Source organism: Thalassospira sp. UBA1131 (genome assembly GCF_002311515.1).
In the GTDB taxonomy this organism is placed as follows: Bacteria; Pseudomonadota; Alphaproteobacteria; order Rhodospirillales; family Thalassospiraceae; genus Thalassospira.
This window is the reverse complement of record NZ_DCAO01000110.1, coordinates 15,061-33,441: the sequence shown is the minus strand read 5'-3', so window position 1 is coordinate 33,441 and position 18,381 is coordinate 15,061. Positions and strand designations below refer to the sequence as shown.

The window sequence follows — 18,381 nt, the reverse complement described above, 5'->3', positions numbered from 1 at the left end:
TTCACGGTTCTTGATATCGAACCTGAAATCAAGGACGCACCGGATGCCAAGGAGCTCGCGGTTTCGGGTGGCAACATCAACTTCAAAAACGTTGCCTTTGCCTATACCCCTGAAATCACGGCACTCCGCGAGATTGATCTTGATATCAAGGCGGGCGAAACCGTGGCTCTTGTCGGCCCGTCGGGTGCGGGTAAATCGACCATCCTCAACCTGATCCCGCGTTTCTATGACATTGATCAGGGTGCGATCACCATTGATGGTCAGGATATCCGCAATGTGACGCTTGAAAGCCTGCGCAAGGCAACAGCCCTCGTCAGTCAGGAAATCACCCTGTTTGACGATACGGTGCGTGCCAATATCGCCTATGGCCGCGCCGGGGCATCGGATGCCGAGATCGAACAAGCCGCACGTCAGGCCGCCGCCCACGACTTTATCGGACAGCTTCAACATGGCTATGACACGATTGTCGGCGAGCATGGTGTGAAGCTGTCGGGTGGGCAACGTCAGCGCATCGCGATTGCGCGCGCCATGCTGAAAAACGCGCCGATCCTGTTGCTGGACGAAGCGACCTCTGCGCTTGATACGGAATCCGAACGCCATATTCAGGGGGCTTTGGCCGAACTGATGAAAGGCCGGACGACCCTTGTGATTGCGCACCGTCTGTCGACCATCATTGATGCCGACAAGATTTGCGTTGTCAGCAATGGGCGCGTGACCGAACAGGGCAAACACGAAGAATTGCTAGCACTGGGAGGGGCTTATGCGCACCTCTATAACTTGCAATTCTCGGAAGAAAACGGAAACTGATCCGGACAACTTCGGGAATATCGGGCGTGCAGTGGCATAAACGGATCATAAAAAGCGATACAATGCGCAGCACACTGTGCTGGCTGGCGGCGTTTTATGTGCGCCTGATGCGCGCCACAGGACGCTGGCGCACCAAAGGTGGTGACCATCCGGCACACTACCTGACGGAAGGCAAACCGTTTATCGTTGCCTTCTGGCATCAACGTCTTTTGATGATGCCCTATACCTGGCGATCTGTTGGTGGTGACCGCCCGTTCAACATGCTGATCTCATCGCATCGTGACGGAGAAATCATTTCTCGGACGATTGCACGCTTTGATATCAAGACCATCGCCGGATCGACCGGCAAGGGCAAAGGCGGTGCTGCGGCCCTGCGTCAGATTCTCAAGGCACTGAAAGCCGGTGAAGTTGTCGGCATGACGCCGGATGGGCCGCGCGGCCCCCGCATGCGGGCATCCGACGGGATCATTCAGGCTGCCCGTATGGCCGGTGTGCCGATTTTCCCGCTGACCTATTCGGCCTCCAACCGCAAGGTCATTCAAAGTTGGGATCGTTTCATTTTACCCCTGCCCTTTTCACGCGGTGTTTTTCACTGGGGCGATCCGATCTTTGTTGACCGCAAGCTTGATGACGAAGGCATGGAAGCCAAACGGATCGAGCTTGAAAACGCCCTGACCAGGCTCACGCAGGAAACCGATCGTGAACTTGGTCTTGCTGTGATCCCGCCTGCTGCCCCCGATGAACTGCCCAAACAAAAGCGATCTGCCATCGCGGCGGGGGAAACCGGGTCATGAGCCTGTTTTACGCCTATCGCGCGGCAACCCGCCTGCTTGGGCCGGCGCTAAACCTGTATCTCAACCGTCGTAAAAACCGCGGCAAGGAAGACGCAGGGCGCATTGGGGAACGCTTTGGCCATCCGGGTGCGGCCCGCCCCAAAGGACATCTGGTGTGGATCCACGGGGCCAGCGTGGGGGAATCCCTGTCGGCATTGCCGGTGATTGATGAAATCCGCCGTCTCTATCCGTCGGCATCCATTCTGGTGACGACCGGCACGGTCACATCGGCGACCATGATGCATGCTCGCCTGCCCAAGGGCGTCATTCACCAGTTCGTCCCGATTGACCGTCAGGTTTGTGTCGCGCGTTTCCTGCATCACTGGAAACCTGATGTCGCCCTTTGGCTTGAAAGTGACTTCTGGCCAAACCTTCTGACCAAGGCAAAGAAAGCCGGTGTCAGCCTTGCATTGCTCAATGGGCGCATTTCGGAAAAAAGCTTTAAGGGATACTCACGCTATCCGTCCTTTATCCGGCCGGTTATTTCTGCGTTTGACCTGATCCTGACCCAAAGCCGCGACGAAACCACGCGATTTGAAAGCCTCGGCGCGACATCCGTCCGGGCTGTTGGCAATCTTAAATTTGCTGCCCCGCCGCTACCTGCCAATGAGGCTGATCTGGCAAAGCTTCAGGAACAGATTGGTCAACGTCCGGTCTGGCTCGCCTCAAGCACCTTTAAGGGCGAAGAACATACTGCCGGTGACGTTCACAAAAAACTCGCCGGCGACCATAGTGGTGTGCTGACCATCATCGTGCCGCGCCACCCGGATCGGGCCGACGATATTGAAGCCGATCTGGTCGCACAGGGCCTGCAGGTATCACGCCGAAGCCTTGGCCACGACATCACACCGGGTACTGATGTTTACCTTGCCGATACAATGGGTGAACTTGGCCTGTTTTATCGCATTGCGCCAATCGTCTTTATGGGCAAGACCCTGTCTGCGGGGGGCGGTCAGAACCCGCTGGAACCGGCACGATTGAACTGCGCCATTTTGCACGGCCCGGATATGAGCAACTTTGCCGCCATCAGCACCGAAATGCTGGCAAACGGCGCCTGCCGCCCGGTAACCGATGCGGATGATCTTGCAAGACAGGTCGCAGCCCTGCTTCGCGATCCTGACTCCGCAGGGAAAATCGCCAAAGCCGCACTTGATTACGCAAACTCCAAGGCCGAAGTGCTGGATCGAACGCTTGATGCCCTGCGCCCCTTGTTGGCGCAAAAGGGCATCAAGGAGGGCAGTGATGCGTGATCCGGAATTCTGGCAGCATGACGGGGTCATTCCCAAACTTCTAAGCCCGCTCTCTGCTGCATGGCGGGCGGGCACCTACTTTCGCAAACTGACAACAACGCCGCGCCATCCCGGTTGCCCGGTTTTCTGCGTCGGCAACTTCACCGTCGGTGGTGCGGGCAAAACCCCAACGGCTGTCACACTGTACAATCTTCTGACAAGCCTTGGCCGCACGCCGCATTTCGTCAGCCGCGGCTATGGCGGATCGCTTGAAGGCCCGCACCGGGTCAATCCGGGCGTTGATAGCGCCGACAAAGTCGGCGATGAACCGCTTTTGCTCGCCCAGTATGGCCCGGCATGGATTTCACGCAACCGTGCCCTTGGCGCCGAAATGGCGGTTGATGCCGGTGCAAATGCGATCATTCTTGATGACGGATTGCAAAATCCAACCCTGATCAAGGATTGCAGTTTCGCTGTGATCGACAGCAACTATGGCATTGGCAATGGCCGCGTCATGCCCGCCGGTCCCATGCGCGAACCGCTGATCAGCGGTCTTGAAAAGGTGCGTGCCATCATTCTGATCGGCGACAAGACACCGGACTTCATCACGCGCCTTCCGGCTTCCGTTCCGGTGTTGCGCGCATCGATCGAGGCGATCAACGCGGACGATTTCAATCAATCCCGCGTTCTGGCCTTTGCCGGCATTGGCCAACCGTCCAAATTCTATGACAGCCTGCAAAAGGCTGGCGCGCAAATCATCCAGACACGTGATTTTTCAGATCACCACCCCTTCACAGCGCAAGAGCTTGGCGATCTGCGTACCGAGGCTGCAAGGCTTGATGCCACACTTGTCACCACCCAAAAAGATCTGATGCGCTTGCCATTTCAGGACCGGGACGGCATAAGCAGTCTCGACATTCGTCTGGTGTTCGAGGCACCAGATCAGCTCGCAAAGATTGTGACTTCAGTACTTGCCGATGGATAAGAACAGCCAACTTTACAAAATGCGCCAGAAATACATCTCCCACCCGCTTCAGGGTTTCGGGGCGTATCTGATCTACTGGATGTTTGCGTTGATGCCCGTTGATATGGCATCGGCGGTTGGCGGTTGGCTTCTGCGTACCCTGGGCCCCAAAGTCGGTCAGACGAAAAAGGCACGCAACAATCTGGTAGTGGCGTTCCCGGAAAAGTCGCGCGAAGAGATTGAGCAGATCATTGTTGGCATGTGGGACAATCTTGGCCGTTCGGCTGCCGAAATTCCCCATCTGCATAAAATGCGCCCGGGTGGACCGCGCATCGAGATCGTTGGCATTGAAAATGGCCTTGCCACCAAGACCGATGACAAACCCGGCCTGTTCTTTTCCGGTCACATCGGCAACTGGGAAGTTGCGATGTGCATCGCCGAGGCGCTTGATATGGAGATGATGAGTGTCTATCGGGCGCCGGATAATCCGTGGGTAGAAGGCCTCTTCATGCGGGCCCGCAAGATGTTTAAAGGCCAACTGGTTAAGAAAGGCCCGGATGGTGCGCGAAAACTAACCCGCTATCTGAAGAATGGTGGCCACGCCTGTATGCTGGTCGATCAAAAGATGACAGATGGTATCGCCGTGCCGTTTTTTGGCCGGGATGCGATGACAGCCCCGGCACTGGCACAGTTTGCCCTTAAATACGATGCGCCAATCATTCCCATTCGTTCAGAACGCCTGAATGGTGCGCATTTCCGTGTGACGTTCTATCCACCACTGGAAGTTCCCAAAACAGGCGACCGGCACGCCGATATTCTGGCTACCATGACCGAGGTCAACGCTGTCATGGAAAAGTGGATCCGCGAACGCCCCGAACAATGGCTTTGGCTGCATCGCCGTTGGCCGAAGTAAATCCGACTGGCGTTTCGATCGGGCATTAACCGAATAGGAACCCTGTTGGCGCAGACTGGCATTTCGTCCGCTGTCGAACGCGTCTTCGGAGCCCGCCTTTTTGCGCCGCTTGCTGATCATTTTCTGTCTTATTCTGGCCGGCTCGATCTTTGTCGTCTGGCCGACAATGGCGCTTGATCAGGACGACACGACCATTCGTGAAACAGCACGCGATATCCGGTTGCGGATTTCCGAGCTTGATCAGCAGCTCAAGGAACATCTGAAGCGTGCCCTTGAAGAATTCGGCAATCGGCAAGTTGAATGCACCTCTGATCAACCCCGAAAATCATTGTCGCAATGTATCGAAGAAGATGCGCGCGATCTGACGCGAACAACCATCACAATCGCCTCTGCCGGGAAGGATGATAAAAACCTTCTTGATGATCTGGCCGACACCGAAGAACGGTTTGCCCTGTTCACCCGCGAGATGAACAAAACCAATGATCTTCTGGCTCGCGCAGGTGCAAGGCTTTACCTCAACAGTCTTGATGTTGCACCGGAAATGGACCAGTTGCGCCGTGATGTGATTGTCTTTGTCGAACGCAAGCAGGCCTATGAACTGCGCACCAAACAGGCGCTTCTGATCGCAACGGTTGCCATCATTCTGATTGCGATCTTTTCACTGATTTTCGCCGTTATTCAGCGGTTCAGATAAGCCCCTCAGAACTATCGGCCGATCAAACAATGATCTGATGACCACTGCGTCGCCCATCCCCGGTCGCCGAAAGCATGTCGCCCGACTGATTTACCTTGGCCGCATGCACCCCGCCAAAGAACATATCCTCGCAATCCCAGCGCTGTTGATTGCCAAGGCTGAGCCCATCAAGCAAAGCATCATCAAATCCCGGCTCGACCGATAACAATTCATCTTCGACATGCATGCGCGGGGCCGAGATCGCCCCGTGCAGGGTCATGTCAAACGCATCGATATTAAGCAACACCTGCAGCATGGTTGACCGGATCCGGTTTGACCCGCCAGAACCCAGCGCAACTGACGCCCCGTCCTGCCCGAGATAAAGCGACGGGGTCATCATCGATGTCATGCGAACACCACACGGCCAGTTATGGAAACCATCCGGTGACAGATCGGCCTCCCCCAGCATGTTGTTCATCATGATCCCGGTGCCCGGCACGACCCGCCCCGATGTGGAGCCGTTTGAAATCGTCGCCGCGGCAAGATTGCCATGTTGATCAACCACCGAAATATGGGTGGTGCCATTCTGACTAAGCGGGCGTTCGCCAATCATCAGACGATAACGTTCGCACAGCTCGTCCGCCAGGATCGCCGGGCGCGCACCATATTCCCCACGCGCCAAACCCGTGGCATGAATGATCCGCGACACCGCTTCAAGATGACGTTCAGAGCCAAACGCCCCCAATGCCATTTCCCGCGCAAGCTTAAGGCCAAAACCAACCAGAACCCCGCCCGATGCCGGTGGCGGGTTCAGGACAAACCGCCCCTTGCGTCCGGACACCAGCAACGGATCACGCACCAAAACTCGATAGCCTGCCAGATCCTGTGCTGTGAGATATCCACCATGCTCGGTACATCCGCGCACAAGGGCGGCACCAAGGTCACCTTGGTAAAAACCCTCTGCCCCGTTCTCGACCAGATAGTTGATGCTGCATGCCAGATCGGGTTGCCGATGAAGCACACCGGCATCAAGCAGCTCGAACTCATCGGCTCCGGTTTTGCCAGCCTTGCCAAACACCTTGCGGCTTTCGGCGCAGAAGCCCAAAAGCGGCTCGACAATCCCCATTACATAGCGTTGAAAGGCATCAAGTTCCACGCCATCGCGCGCGGCACGGATTGCTGGCTCCGCCAGTTTCGCCATCGGGAGTTTGGCAAGATCGTCATGGACGGCAAAAAGCCCCGCCACCACGCCCGGTGTTGCCACCGAACCATAGCCACCATGGAATTCCTGGGTTACGCCACCGGCAAAGGTCGCAAGGCGGCTTTCAAACTCAAGATTTTCACGCGATCGTTTTTCAAGCGGGGTTTCAACAAAGAAATCATAAAGCCGTGGCGTCTGCCTGGAAGGCCGCGCCATCACAAAACCACCGCCCCCCAAGGATGCCAGAACCGGCTCCGCCACACAGGCCGCCCACATCGCGGCAATCACCGCGTCAAAGGCATTGCCACCTTCGTCAAGCACACGGGCCGCCGCATCTGCGGTAACGGCATGTCCTGCGGCAACGGCCCCGTGGGTTTTCATGGCTTATGTTTCCCGTTACTGACTGGCGTTTGCGGTCTTTTGTGCTTCTTCCATCGGTGGCACCAGCAACTGTGCATCAACCCTTGCCGCCCCGACATTGACCCGCCAATCCAGATGCGGCCCGGTCGCACGACCTGATTCACCGATTTTGCCGATCAAATCGCCCTGTTTAACGACGTCGCCGACCTGCACATCAATTTCTGACAGATGCAAAAATGCCGACACCACGCCAAGCCCATGATCGATAAACAATGTCGCACCGGAAAAATACATATCGGGATGGGCCAGCGTCACAATGCCATCCGCCGGGGCCACAACCGGGCTTCCGGTCGGAAGGGCAATATCAACGCCCCAATGCGGTGCACGCGGCTCCCCATTCAAGATACGCTGCGATCCATAAACCCCGCTGATCGGACCAACGGCGGGCCAGATAAAGCCGTTTTCCAGGAAATTCTCGGTAAACCGTTCGGTGCGCGCTTCGCGAGCCTGACGTGAATCATCCTGAATGCGACTGATAACTTCCGGGTCAGGCGTCACCATTTTGGGTGCCAGCCCGTCAATGCGCTGAACATTGAATTCGCGATCACCGATCTCATAACTGAACGCCTCGACACTGCCATCGGCATGCCGGATGCTGACCCGCGCCGGGCCTTCGTAATCGCGCGGGAACCCCAAAACAAACCGGCCATCGGGTGCGATGGTATCAATCGCCTCATCATCCAGCAGCACCTGGGAACCGGCATCTGTCTGCCCGAAAACAATCCCGCCCTGAACGAACTGCCCCTGATAGGTCGGCTCGGCCGCCTGTGCGGAAAGACTAACCGCCAAAAGGCCCGCTGCGGCCAGCATGCCGGAAATGGTCATACGCATTACAGAAGGCTCCCTTGTCTGTCGTCGTCTTTGGGGCTTGGATTTTTCTTCTTCGCCGGTTTGGGTTTGGCGGTTTTTTCGGGCGCAGATACGGCGGCGTTTTGATCTGCGATGGTAGCGCTATCATCCCTGCCCGGCACTGGCTTTGAGGTCGCAACACCTTCACCCGCCGTCACCGGGGTAATGCCATCGCCCATCTCAAGATCATAGGTCTGACCTGTGACAAGATCGGACGATTTACCAATTAGGTTGCCGTCCCCGTCACGCACAACGGCAAACCCGCGTTTCAGGACATTGCGATAAGAATAGCTTTCCAAAAGCCTGTCATAGCGGGCAAGTCCCTCGGCCTCGCGGGTCAGCGTATTACGAACCGCCCCCTGCAAACGCGTGCCAAGATCAATGATCTGTTTGTCGGCACGGGCAATGTCGCGTTTGGCGTCACTGGGCCGAAGGCCCGCCGCGGCACGATCAAGGCGCGATTGCTGCATCTGAAGCGCGGATTTCATCGCACCATCCAAACGCAATGCCGCATTTTCCAGACGCCCGCGTTTTTCTGAAAGCTGTTCACGCGGGCTGACCAGTCGGGCACTGGCCTCGTTCAATCGTGCGCGGGCTTGTTGCGTGACATTGACGGCGGCGCGCGGCAAACGGTCTGCCCAGTTATCGAGGGTCTGGCTGCGTTCCTCAAGCATGCGTTTGGGATCGCCCAAACCACGCGCCAGACTTTCAAGCGCCGTTTTCTTCTCCACGCCCAAACGCCGCACGGCCTGCGCCAGACGAAGACCATCTTCCTCGACCTGACCAATCAGTTCGACGCGGACCGGCACGGCCTTTTCCGCCGCCCCGGTGGGCGTCGGTGCACGCAGGTCCGAAACAAAATCAATCAGGGTGGTGTCGGTTTCATGGCCAACGGCCGAAATCACCGGAATGTCAGACTCGGCCACCGCGCGGGCAACGACTTCCTCGTTAAACGACCAAAGATCTTCAAGCGACCCGCCACCGCGCGCAACGATCAACACATCCGGGCGCGGGATCTGACCATAGGGCAGAAGATCATTAAAGCCCCGCACGGCCTCGGCCACCTGATCAGCCGCCCCCTGCCCCTGCACAAGGACCGGCCACAACAAAACCCGGCGCGGGAAACGATCACGCAGGCGATGCATGATATCGCGGATCACGGCACCCGTGGGTGATGTGACAATGCCAATGACATCTGGCAGGAACGGGATCGGCTTTTTGCGTTCGGGATCAAAAAGCCCCTCGGCCGCGAGTTTCTTTTTACGTTCTTCCAGAAGCTTTAAAAGCGCGCCTTCGCCCGCGACTTCCATCGTCTCAATCACGATCTGGTATTTTGATCGGCCCGGAAATGTCGTCAGGCGCCCGGTAACGATGACTTCCATGCCGTCTTCGGGCACAAGGCCAAGTTTGGCCGCCTGCCCGCGCCAGCACACACCATCAATCACCGCCTTGTCGTCTTTCAGCGCAAGGTACATATGCCCGCTGCTGGCGCGTTTGAACCCGGAAATTTCGCCGCGCACCCGCACGAACGAAAACGCATCCTCCACAGTCCGCTTTAGCGCGTTCGAGAGGTCGGAAACCGAAAATTCGGGCGCATTTCCCGATTTTGCAGGCGTTTCGGGAACCGGGGCATAAGGGTCGAACAAATCTTGCGTCATCAAGGGTACTTTATGCTAAAAGCCCGCCTAATAATTTTGCGGGGTGGCAATTGGGTCTAGCCTAGTTCATCTCGCATGGACCATCAAGCAATCGGACAAGTCGAAGGATAAAGTCATGAAGGTTCTGGTCGTTGGCGGCGGCGGACGTGAACACGCATTGTGCTGGGCAATTGCGCGCAGCCCGCGCATTTCCAAACTGTGGTGTGCACCGGGCAATGCCGGGATTGCGGATTCGGCCGAGTGCGTTGCGATTTCCGATAGCGACATTGATGGTCTGGTAAAATTTGCCAAGGACAACGCGGTTGATCTGGTCGTTGTCGGCCCCGAAGCCCCGCTGGTGGCAGGCCTTGTCGATGCACTGGATGCCGAGGGCATTAAATCATTCGGCTGCTCCAAGGCAGCCGCCCAGTTGGAAGGCTCCAAGGGTTTCATGAAGGACATGGTGGCGAAGTTCGGGGTACCGACCGCCGCCTATGGCCGCTTTACCGATCCCAAGGACGCCAAGGCGTTTGTCGAAAAACAGGGCGCACCGATTGTGGTCAAGACCGATGGTCTGGCGGCGGGCAAGGGTGTGACCATTTGTATGACAAATGACGAAGCCTTTGCCGCGATTGAAGAATGCATGGTGGGCGGCAAGTTTGGCGATGCCGGCGCGGAAATCGTGATTGAGGAATTCCTCAAAGGTGAGGAAGCCTCATTTTTTGCTGTTTGTGATGGCGAAAACGTCATTCCGCTGGTCGCAGCCCAAGATCACAAGGCCGTTGGCGAAGGCGACACCGGCCCCAATACGGGCGGCATGGGGGCTTATTCCCCGGCCCCGGTCTTTACCGATGCGGTCGAAGCCAAGGTCATGGATCAGATCATTATCCCGACCGTGAAAGGCATGGCCAACGAAGGCCACCCGTTCAAGGGGGTGCTGTTTGCCGGTCTGATGATTGACGATGCGGGCAACCCGAAACTGATCGAATACAACATTCGTTTTGGCGATCCGGAATGTCAGGTTCTGATGACCCGTTTGAAATCAGACGTGCTTGATATCCTGGACGGGGCGGCCACCGGCACGCTCGATAAAGTCAAACCCGAATGGCACGATGAGACCGCGATGGTCGTTGTCATGGCCGCCAAGGGGTATCCAGGATCCTACGAAAAAGGCACCGAGATCAAAAACGTTCCAGCGGCGGACGCCATGGACAAGGTCAAAGTCCTGCATGCCGGTACCAAGATGGATGGCGACAAACTGGTTGCGACCGGTGGCCGCGTTCTTGGTGTAACCGCGCGCGGTGCGACGGTGACTGAAACCCAGAAACGCGCCTATGAGGCGGTTGATGCGATTGATTGGGATGGTGGTTTCTGCCGCCGCGATATCGGCTGGCGCGCGGTTGCCCGCGAACAGGGCTAAGCTACAAGCAAACCAAGCTACCAAAATCGAAGGCCGGGTTACGCAACCCGGTCTTTTTTTATGGGCCCAGTTTTCTGGTTTCCGGCGTGATAGCGGATATGGCAGCGGCCCTGATCATCAATTTCGATTTCGGCGGCAACCCCGAAAACATCGCGAAGGTTTTGCGATGTCAAAATCTGTTCGGGTGTACCAAGCGCAATCAGCTTGCCGCCATCCATCATCGCAATCCGGTCACAAAACATCGCCGCATGGTTTAGATCATGGAGTGCTGCCACCACTGTGACCGGCAGTGCGCGCACCAGTTCCAGCAGGCCCAGCTGATGATGGATATCAAGATGGTTGGTCGGCTCATCAAGCAACAGGAAATCGGGCTGCTGGGCCAAGGCACGGGCGATGTGAACGCGCTGCTTTTCACCGCCCGAAAGCGTATGCCACATCCGGTCCGCAAACGGCCCCATTTCAACACTGGCAAGGGCTTCGCACACGATGGCGTCGTCGTGCCCTGACCATGGTGTTAGCAAACTGAGATATGGCGTTCGACCAAGGGCGACGGCATCGCGCACGGTAATACGGTCGATGGTGTCGGCCTGTTGTTCGACAAAGCCGATATGACGGGCAAGGTTGCGTCGGCCGATTTTCTTCATCGGCTGATCGCCCAGCAATGCCTGCCCGGTCGACGGCGCACGAATGCCGCCCAGAACCGACATCATGCTGGTTTTGCCCGACCCGTTTGGCCCGATCACACCTAGGAACTCGCCACGCGTGACCCGAAGCGACACGCCGCTGATGATCTTTTTAAATCCGGCATTCCAACCGACATTGCGTAATTCAAGGCTCATCGCAATACCCGCCCATGACACAGGATGATCGCAAAGGCCGGTGCACCGATCAGGGCTGTGATCACCCCGATGGGCAGGACCTGACCATCAAGAATGATGCGCGATACAATATCGGCCGCCACAAGAAACACCGCCCCGATCAGGGCCGATGCTGGCAACAGAAATCCGTGCCGTGTCCCGACAAAGAACCGCGCGGCATGGGGAATAACCAGTCCGACAAAGCCGATGGCCCCGACAATACTGACCATCACCGCGGTCATCGATGCGGCAATGGCAATCAACACCACATAAACCCGGCGCACCGGCACACCAAGGGACGCTGCCGATTCCACGCCAAAGGTAAAGGCATCAAGCGCACGGGAATACCAAAGGCAGACCAGCAAGCCGATGACGGCGACCGGAAGCGCAAGATAGACATCAGGCCAGCGCACGCCACTTAAATTACCAAGCAACCAGAACATCACCCCGCGTGCCTCGTCCGCCGTGGCGGCCTTGGTCACGATAAATGACGTCAATGCGTTAAACAGTTGCGATCCGGCAACCCCGGCCAGAATGATGGCACCAGCCCCGCGCCCGGCCGGAATGGCCAAAAGCGCCACAAACCCGAACGCCACCAGCGCGCCGACAAAGGCGCCAAGTGACAGGGAAACCATGCCTGCCCCGAACCCCAGAATGGCGACACTGACCGCACCGGTCGATGCCCCGGCCGAAATGCCCAGTAAATAGGGATCCGCCAGACTATTGCGCAAAAGCGCCTGCAAAACCGCCCCCGATAGCGCAAGGGACGCCCCGCAGGCCGCCGCCACCATTGCGCGCGATATCCGGTAATTCCAGATGATCCCGGCATCAATCGGATCAACGTCATAGCCCGCCTGCCAAAGATGATTGGCAATGGTCTGAAGCACGGTACCAAGGGGAATGTGTGTTTCCCCCTTGGCCGCGGCCATCGCGATGACGCCAACTAGCAAAACCAGGGCGCCAAGACTGACACCGGCCCGCACAAGATATGCCCGCCCCGCCAGCGATTGCCGAGGTGGCTGAACCGGCTGCTGCACTGGCGTTGTTTCAAACATTGAATTCTCCGGGCATATCAGGCGCCTTTGGCAGTGCAGGTCAGTTCGAAGCACTCAGTCTTTCGACGGCTTCGGCAAGTGTTTCAATACCTTTGATCAGGCGGATGGTCGGATCCATCGACTGGGCGTCCATCACCACGATATTGCCATTGCGCACCGCCTTCATCTGACTTGCGACCGGATCGGTTTTAAGGAAATCCATCTTGACCTGCCAGTCATCGGCCGGAAAACGCCGACGACCCATTTTACCAATCACGATGATATCCGGATTGGCACGCGCAATGGTTTCCCAGCCAACGGTCGGCCATTCTTCATTGCTGTCGATGATGTTGCGAACACCAAGTTTACCGGCGATAAAGCCCGCCGCGCCGTTTTTGCCCGCCACATAGGGATCACTGTTGATTTCCGGGCTGGAGAACCAGAAGACAGCGGATACGTTGTCATGGCCGCTTGCCGTCACACGTGCCAATGAGCTTTCCTGACGTTCCTTCAGGCTGGCAATCAGCGCATCGCCGCGATCTTCGACATCAAAGATTTGCGCAAGATCGGAAATCTCGCGATAAATCAGATCCATGGTGAAGCCTTCGTGACGCACCCCGTCACCGCCACCGGCATTGTCCTTGCCCACACAATCAGCAGGTGCTGTGTAGACCGGAATGGACAATTCGTTGAACTGTTCGGTGGTGCCGACAGTGCCCTTAGGCCCGACATGCCACTGATACTGGGTGGCAACCAGTTGTGGCTTTTGCGCGACAACGGTTTCAAACCCCGGGTCATTGTCGGCCAGACGTGGCACAGATGCGTTGACGTCCTTGAATTCTTCCATCACCGGGCCAAACCAGACACCCGTACCCTTGACCTTGTCGGCCAGGCCCAGCGAATAGAGAATTTCGGTCGTGCTTTGGCCCAGCGACACCACGCGATCCGGAGCCGCGTCAAATTGCAACACAGTGCCGCAATTCTCGATACTGAGCGGATATTCGGTTGCGGACGCAAATGAAACAGATGAAATAAGACCAGCGGCAAACACCCCGACCGCCAGTACACGTTTATCGTGATTGATCACTTTTAGTTCCCTCTTGCTGATGCGCTGATCCGGGACCGCTTTGGATGATCCAGTTTCAACACATCGCCAAATGTTATGTTATAACATAACATCACTTTTGCTGCTGTCAATGGACTGGCAAAAGTGTCAGGAGATGGCGGAAGATGCCGGCCTTAAAGCTTAGAAAACCTGGGCTAAACTGTTGGGCCAAGACACGTACCGACATTCTCCGGGGCACCCCGCCCGGTCCGTCGTCTTCGTGTCGGCAGGTCTCCTGGCTTACGGGTCAACGCATTTTCCCTGGCCTTCCCGGGTTGATCCCAGTGGCATTGGTCAGAAAAATGCTCGCCGCCTACAGTTGCGGGGGCAGCTTCGGTTAATGAGCCAATATTCGGCCCATCTCGAATTCCCTTTATCCGATATTCGGATACCGACACGTCACGGTTAGATTAAACCAAAAACACGGTCAAGGAAATTGGCAGACCACCAGCGGCATTAACGCCAAGGCTCCATGCATAAAAAGCAATTGATACGACCTTGAATTTGCCATGTTTCATCCCGATTACCTCCACACTGCCGGGTATGCTTTCCCGACACCTCAAACCACAGGAATGTGATGAACATGACGACTTCTGTTGAACGCAGACGCTTTTTGAAATCCATCGCGGCAGCCGGTCTTATCCTGCCGGGAATGTCGATCTATCAGCATGCTTTGGCAGATGTTGACGGCCTTGATCTGGGTTCGGCACAACCGTTTGATTTTGCCGATCTGATTGCACGCGCCAAATCCATGGCCGCATCGACCTATGAAGCACCCGTTGCGCCAAACCCGGAAATTGTCGGCAAGATCGATTACGACACCCATGGCAAGCTGCATTACAAACGCGACCATTCGCCGTTTTCCGATGGATCGGGCACCTATCCGCTGACCTTCTTCCATCTGGGTATGTATTTCGCCAAACCGGTGCATATGTATCTTCTGGAAAACGGGCAGGCGCGCGAAGTGATCTACAAGCCCGATTACTTTGACATGCCCGAAGACAGCATTGCCCGCCAGTTGCCCGCCAATAGCGGCTTTGCCGGTTTCCGCCTGCATGAAAATCAGGCGCGTGATGACTGGAAAACGCAAGACTGGGCAGCGTTTCTTGGCGCATCGTACTTCCGCGCCATTGGGGATGAAGGCCAATATGGCCTGTCGGCGCGCGGGATTGCGGTCAATACGGCGACCTCAGTTCCCGAAGAATTCCCCGATTTCCGTCAATTCTTTATCGAACCGGCCAAAAACCCCGAAGATCCGGTCACGGTCTATGCCCTGCTGGATGGGCCCAGCATCACGGGGGCTTATAAATTCCTGCTTTATCGCGGCGAAGGGGTCACGATGGATGTCGAAAAACATCTGTTCTTGCGCAAGGATATCGAACGGCTTGGCATCGCACCGCTGACCAGCATGTTCTGGTATTCCGAACAGAACAAGTCGTTCCGCTTTGACTGGCGCCCGGAAGTGCATGACAGCGATGGGCTGGAGCTTTGGACCGGCGGCGGCGAACGCATCTGGCGACAGCTGAACAACCCGGAAACCATCCGCGCATCAGCGTTTGGCGACAATAACCCGCGTGGTTTTGGTCTGATGCAGCGCGATCGCGATGTGAAGAACTATCTGGATGGCGTGCGTTATCACCGCCGCCCCAGCCTGTGGGTCGAACCGCAAGGCGACTGGAATGACGGTGCGGTTCAGTTGATCGAAATCCCGACCGACGATGAAATCCACGATAACATTGCCGCCTTCTGGGTCCCGAATGGCCCGGCCAAGGCGGGTAATTCTTATCAGTTCAAATACCGCCTGTATTGGCAGGCCCATAACCCGTTCCCGGTCAAGGAACTGGCACGCGCAACCGCAACCCGCATGGGCCGCGGCGGGGAGCCCGGCACCAACCGGCCCAAGGACGAAATCAAGTTTTCGGTCGAGTTCGAGGGTGAGGTTCTGGGAACGCTTGCGTATGGCGAATTCCCCGAAGTGGTTGTGACATCCTCGCGCGGGGAGATTGTGCGCACCAAGATCGAACCGATCATGGATACCCGCATCTGGCGGGCGGCCTTTGACCTTAAGGCCGCGGGCAATGATCCGGTTGACCTGCGGATGTATCTGAAACGCGGTGATGAACCGCTCAGTGAAACCTGGATGTTCCAGTACCTGCCGGCTGTTGGCAACCAGCAACAGGGTTAATGTTAATGTGGGGCCATGTCGGCAGACTGGCTGGCCCCGCCCTGCCCAAGGATCGACATGACATCGCGGATTGGCGGTGCGCCAAACATGCGGGCATATTCGCGACTGAACTGTGACGCGCTTTCATACCCGACCGCGTAGGCCGCCGATGCCGCGTCCTTCATTTCGGCCAGCATGATCTGACGCGCTGTCGTCAGGCGGAGCCGCTTTTGGTACTGAAGCGGGCTCATGGCTGTCACCTGCTTGAAGTGGTGATGGAAGGAAGACGGGCTCATATTGGCGCGATTTGCCAGTTCTTCCACCTTAAGCGGCTTGTCGAAATTATCCTTGATCAGTTGAAGGGCGGCCGAGATGCGCTGCATGTTGCTGCCGCCGATGACAAGACCCGCAATCGCCGCCCCCTTGGCGGTACATAACAAGCGGTAATGCACTTCGCGCATCAAAAGCGGCAACATCACCGGCACATCATCAGGACGATCAAGCAGCTCAACCACCCGCAAGACAGCATCGGTCAGGCTTTCGGTTGTCTTTTCGACGAAAAGCCCGCGTGTGCTTTCGCCGTCTGCGCCCATCTTGATATCCATGTTGGCAACAAGTTCGCCAAGGATCTTCGCATCCAGATCAAGTGACAGGCTGCGATACGGCGCATCCTTGGCCGCCAGGGTCACATGACCAACAATTGGCAAATCGACCGATGCCGCCAGAAGTTGGCCAGGCTCATAGCGATAAAGCTCATCCCCCAGCGTGACTTCCTTCGCACCCGAGATAATCAGACACAGGCAAGGCTTGTAGATCGTCGGCACCTTAAGGGTCGGACCGGTTGATCGGAACATCCAGACCGGCTCAACAGCCGTGCGTACCGCACCATCCGCCTCGCAGTATTTGTCAATCAGGCTACACAGCTTCTGATAGCTATCCATCACAAAACCCTTTGTTTTCCATAGGCCCACTATACACGCGCCTTCACGCGGACAAAGCACTCAATCTCGGATTTGGAGGATTAGGCAATCCAATTCGAGTTCTGTGTATTCATCAATCGGGGATTTATCGACAGAGTAAGCGCCACGACACAAACACAGACACACCAACCCAAGGAGCATGTCATGTCGAACCCGATCAACCATGTCGAAAACAAGACCGTTATCATCACCGGGGCCAGCAGCGGCATTGGCGAAGCCACCGCCCGCCTTCTTGCATCCCGGGGGGCGAATGTGGTTCTTGGCGCACGCCGCACAGAACGCCTTGATGAGATTGCCACCGAAATCGAAGCTGCCGGCGGCCGTGCCATGGCCCGTTCGGTGGATGTCACCAATGCCGATAGCGTCGAGGCACTGGTTTACAACGCAAAGAACCTTTATGGCCGTGTGGATGCGATTTTCAACAATGCCGGCGTGATGCCGCTTGCCCCGATGTCGGCACTGAAAACCGACGAATGGGACAACATGATCAACGTCAATATTCGTGGTGTTCTGAACGGCATTGCGGCTGTCCTGCCCCTGTTTCAGGAACAAGGTGGCGGCCATGTCATCAACACCGCATCAATCGGTGCACATGTGGTTGTGCCAAGTGGCGCGGTATACTGCGCAACCAAATATGCCGTCTGGGCGATTTCCGAAGGCCTGCGTCAGGAAAGCACCAATGTCCGTGTCACCACCATCTCGCCGGGCGTGGTCGAGACCGAACTTGGCCACGATATTTCCGACCCGAACAGCAAGGAGCTTCTGACCCAGTTCCGCCAGATCGCCCTCAGCCCCGATGCCATTGCGCGGGCGGTTCTTTATGCCCTTGATCAGCCAGCAGATGTCGACATCAACGAAGTCATTGTCCGTCCGACGGCATCGGCATTCTGATGAAGATCATTCTGCAATCCTTGTACTTTCTTTCCATGCTGGTGGTGTTCGCATCACCAGCATGGCCCCAACAGGAGGCCGGTATGAACAAAAGCGCTGAAATCGCCCCGCACCCGTATGTCGGCATGTGGGTGACCAAGGATGGTCATATCCGCCAGGAACTGCGTGCCGATGGCCGCTATGACGAGGCCCGAGGTACACGTCAGTCGGCCTATCAGGGCGACTATCAGGTTTCAGGGAACTACATCACCTATCAGGATGACACCGGCTTTACCGCCGATGGCTATTTTGAAAATGATGTCCTGTATCACGGTGGCATGGTGATGTTCCGTGAAGTGCCGGAAAACTAAGTTCCGACGCCACCCAACCGAACAATCAAATCCCTAGCGCAAGCTGCCAAAGAA

General features: G+C 56.7%; 17 protein-coding genes and 1 riboswitch. Of the genes, 10 read left to right on the top strand and 7 right to left on the bottom strand.

Translation table 11 applies throughout. The features are described from left to right. The 6 genes from B3Z49_RS18630 to B3Z49_RS18605 all read left to right on the top strand — a co-directional run. Window positions 1-807, top strand: an 807-nt coding sequence (locus B3Z49_RS18630) for an ABC transporter ATP-binding protein (protein ID WP_296993565.1), incomplete at its 5' end; no start/stop codon positions are given. A gap of 62 nt (window positions 808-869) precedes the next feature. Further along, window positions 870-1,601, top strand: a complete 732-nt coding sequence (locus B3Z49_RS18625; RefSeq protein ID WP_064782158.1) for a lysophospholipid acyltransferase family protein — start codon at window positions 870-872, stop codon at window positions 1,599-1,601. Then, window positions 1,598-2,890, top strand: a complete 1,293-nt coding sequence (locus B3Z49_RS18620; RefSeq protein ID WP_296993561.1) for a 3-deoxy-D-manno-octulosonic acid transferase — start codon at window positions 1,598-1,600, stop codon at window positions 2,888-2,890. The genes B3Z49_RS18625 and B3Z49_RS18620 overlap by 4 nt, the downstream gene beginning before the upstream one ends. Beyond that, complete coding sequence (gene lpxK, locus B3Z49_RS18615; RefSeq protein ID WP_296993559.1) at window positions 2,883-3,854, top strand: tetraacyldisaccharide 4'-kinase; 972 nt, start codon at window positions 2,883-2,885, stop codon at window positions 3,852-3,854. The genes B3Z49_RS18620 and lpxK overlap by 8 nt, the downstream gene beginning before the upstream one ends. Then, window positions 3,847-4,746 (top strand): lauroyl acyltransferase, encoded by a 900-nt coding sequence (locus B3Z49_RS18610; protein ID WP_296993557.1) that lies wholly within the window; start codon window positions 3,847-3,849, stop codon window positions 4,744-4,746. The genes lpxK and B3Z49_RS18610 overlap by 8 nt, the downstream gene beginning before the upstream one ends. A 100-nt stretch (window positions 4,747-4,846) precedes the next feature. Continuing rightward, window positions 4,847-5,440 (top strand): hypothetical protein, encoded by a 594-nt coding sequence (locus tag B3Z49_RS18605; protein ID WP_064782162.1) that lies wholly within the window; start codon window positions 4,847-4,849, stop codon window positions 5,438-5,440. Window positions 5,441-5,462: 22 nt separating this feature from the next. On the opposite strand, the gene B3Z49_RS18600 is transcribed toward B3Z49_RS18605, so the two are convergent. The 3 genes from B3Z49_RS18600 to xseA are packed head-to-tail and all read right to left on the bottom strand — an operon-like array spanning window position 5,463 to window position 9,547. Next, window positions 5,463-7,001: a gamma-glutamyltransferase family protein gene (locus tag B3Z49_RS18600; protein WP_296993555.1), complete on the bottom strand. Its 1,539-nt coding sequence runs from the start codon at window positions 6,999-7,001 to the stop codon at window positions 5,463-5,465. A 15-nt stretch (window positions 7,002-7,016) separates the two neighbouring features. Continuing rightward, a complete protein-coding gene (locus tag B3Z49_RS18595) occupies window positions 7,017-7,871 on the bottom strand; it encodes a M23 family metallopeptidase (protein ID WP_296993553.1) in 855 nt (284 codons plus the stop codon). Next, a complete protein-coding gene (xseA, locus tag B3Z49_RS18590) occupies window positions 7,871-9,547 on the bottom strand; it encodes an exodeoxyribonuclease VII large subunit (RefSeq protein WP_296993551.1) in 1,677 nt (558 codons plus the stop codon). The genes B3Z49_RS18595 and xseA overlap by 1 nt, the downstream gene beginning before the upstream one ends. Window positions 9,548-9,662: 115 nt before the next feature. Between xseA and purD the strand changes: the two genes are divergently transcribed. After that, window positions 9,663-10,946, top strand: a complete 1,284-nt coding sequence (purD, locus tag B3Z49_RS18585; protein ID WP_296993550.1) for a phosphoribosylamine--glycine ligase — start codon at window positions 9,663-9,665, stop codon at window positions 10,944-10,946. Window positions 10,947-10,984: 38 nt separating this feature from the next. On the opposite strand, the gene B3Z49_RS18580 is transcribed toward purD, so the two are convergent. The 3 genes from B3Z49_RS18580 to B3Z49_RS18570 are packed head-to-tail and all read right to left on the bottom strand — an operon-like array spanning window position 10,985 to window position 13,924. Further along, window positions 10,985-11,785: an ABC transporter ATP-binding protein gene (locus tag B3Z49_RS18580; protein ID WP_296993548.1), complete on the bottom strand. Its 801-nt coding sequence runs from the start codon at window positions 11,783-11,785 to the stop codon at window positions 10,985-10,987. Further along, complete coding sequence (locus tag B3Z49_RS18575; protein ID WP_296993546.1) at window positions 11,782-12,858, bottom strand: FecCD family ABC transporter permease; 1,077 nt, start codon at window positions 12,856-12,858, stop codon at window positions 11,782-11,784. The genes B3Z49_RS18580 and B3Z49_RS18575 overlap by 4 nt, the downstream gene beginning before the upstream one ends. Before the next feature lie 40 nt (window positions 12,859-12,898). Further along, complete coding sequence (locus B3Z49_RS18570) at window positions 12,899-13,924, bottom strand: ABC transporter substrate-binding protein (RefSeq protein WP_296993544.1); 1,026 nt, start codon at window positions 13,922-13,924, stop codon at window positions 12,899-12,901. A 226-nt stretch (window positions 13,925-14,150) separates the two neighbouring features. After that, window positions 14,151-14,353, bottom strand: a riboswitch (cobalamin riboswitch). Between the two features lie 172 nt (window positions 14,354-14,525). On the opposite strand from B3Z49_RS18570, the gene B3Z49_RS18565 reads away from it, so the two are divergent. Beyond that, complete coding sequence (locus B3Z49_RS18565; protein WP_296993542.1) at window positions 14,526-16,127, top strand: glucan biosynthesis protein; 1,602 nt, start codon at window positions 14,526-14,528, stop codon at window positions 16,125-16,127. Between the two features lie 2 nt (window positions 16,128-16,129). Here B3Z49_RS18565 and B3Z49_RS18560 read toward each other — a convergent pair whose 3' ends face one another. Continuing rightward, the gene (locus B3Z49_RS18560; protein WP_296993539.1) at window positions 16,130-17,047 is read right to left on the bottom strand and encodes an AraC family transcriptional regulator; all 918 of its coding nucleotides are present in this window, start codon (window positions 17,045-17,047) and stop codon (window positions 16,130-16,132) included. Between the two features lie 183 nt (window positions 17,048-17,230). Here B3Z49_RS18560 and B3Z49_RS18555 point away from each other — a divergent pair, with 183 nt between their 5' ends. Together B3Z49_RS18555 and B3Z49_RS18550 are read left to right on the top strand one after the other, a co-directional pair. Beyond that, the gene (locus B3Z49_RS18555; RefSeq protein ID WP_197146788.1) at window positions 17,231-17,977 is read left to right on the top strand and encodes an SDR family oxidoreductase; all 747 of its coding nucleotides are present in this window, start codon (window positions 17,231-17,233) and stop codon (window positions 17,975-17,977) included. A gap of 83 nt (window positions 17,978-18,060) precedes the next feature. Next, entirely contained in the window at window positions 18,061-18,327 is a 267-nt protein-coding gene (locus B3Z49_RS18550; protein WP_238538722.1) for an Atu4866 domain-containing protein, read from the top strand. Window positions 18,328-18,381: the final 54 nt, after the last annotated feature.

What these genes read in the sequence shown, in the direction of transcription:
- B3Z49_RS18625 (WP_064782158.1), top strand. Translation starts at nt 870, where the DNA reads ATGCGCAGCACACTGTGCTGGCTGGCGGCGTTTTATGTGCGCCTGATG.
- B3Z49_RS18620 (WP_296993561.1), top strand. Translation starts at nt 1,598, where the DNA reads ATGAGCCTGTTTTACGCCTATCGCGCGGCAACCCGCCTGCTTGGGCCG.
- lpxK (WP_296993559.1), top strand. Translation starts at nt 2,883, where the DNA reads ATGCGTGATCCGGAATTCTGGCAGCATGACGGGGTCATTCCCAAACTT.
- B3Z49_RS18610 (WP_296993557.1), top strand. Translation starts at nt 3,847, where the DNA reads ATGGATAAGAACAGCCAACTTTACAAAATGCGCCAGAAATACATCTCC.
- B3Z49_RS18600 (WP_296993555.1), bottom strand. Translation starts at nt 7,001, where the DNA reads ATGAAAACCCACGGGGCCGTTGCCGCAGGACATGCCGTTACCGCAGAT.
- B3Z49_RS18595 (WP_296993553.1), bottom strand. Translation starts at nt 7,871, where the DNA reads ATGCGTATGACCATTTCCGGCATGCTGGCCGCAGCGGGCCTTTTGGCG.
- xseA (WP_296993551.1), bottom strand. Translation starts at nt 9,547, where the DNA reads ATGACGCAAGATTTGTTCGACCCTTATGCCCCGGTTCCCGAAACGCCT.
- purD (WP_296993550.1), top strand. Translation starts at nt 9,663, where the DNA reads ATGAAGGTTCTGGTCGTTGGCGGCGGCGGACGTGAACACGCATTGTGC.
- B3Z49_RS18580 (WP_296993548.1), bottom strand. Translation starts at nt 11,785, where the DNA reads ATGAGCCTTGAATTACGCAATGTCGGTTGGAATGCCGGATTTAAAAAG.
- B3Z49_RS18575 (WP_296993546.1), bottom strand. Translation starts at nt 12,858, where the DNA reads ATGTTTGAAACAACGCCAGTGCAGCAGCCGGTTCAGCCACCTCGGCAA.
- B3Z49_RS18565 (WP_296993542.1), top strand. Translation starts at nt 14,526, where the DNA reads ATGACGACTTCTGTTGAACGCAGACGCTTTTTGAAATCCATCGCGGCA.
- B3Z49_RS18560 (WP_296993539.1), bottom strand. Translation starts at nt 17,047, where the DNA reads ATGGATAGCTATCAGAAGCTGTGTAGCCTGATTGACAAATACTGCGAG.
- B3Z49_RS18555 (WP_197146788.1), top strand. Translation starts at nt 17,231, where the DNA reads ATGTCGAACCCGATCAACCATGTCGAAAACAAGACCGTTATCATCACC.
- B3Z49_RS18550 (WP_238538722.1), top strand. Translation starts at nt 18,061, where the DNA reads ATGAACAAAAGCGCTGAAATCGCCCCGCACCCGTATGTCGGCATGTGG.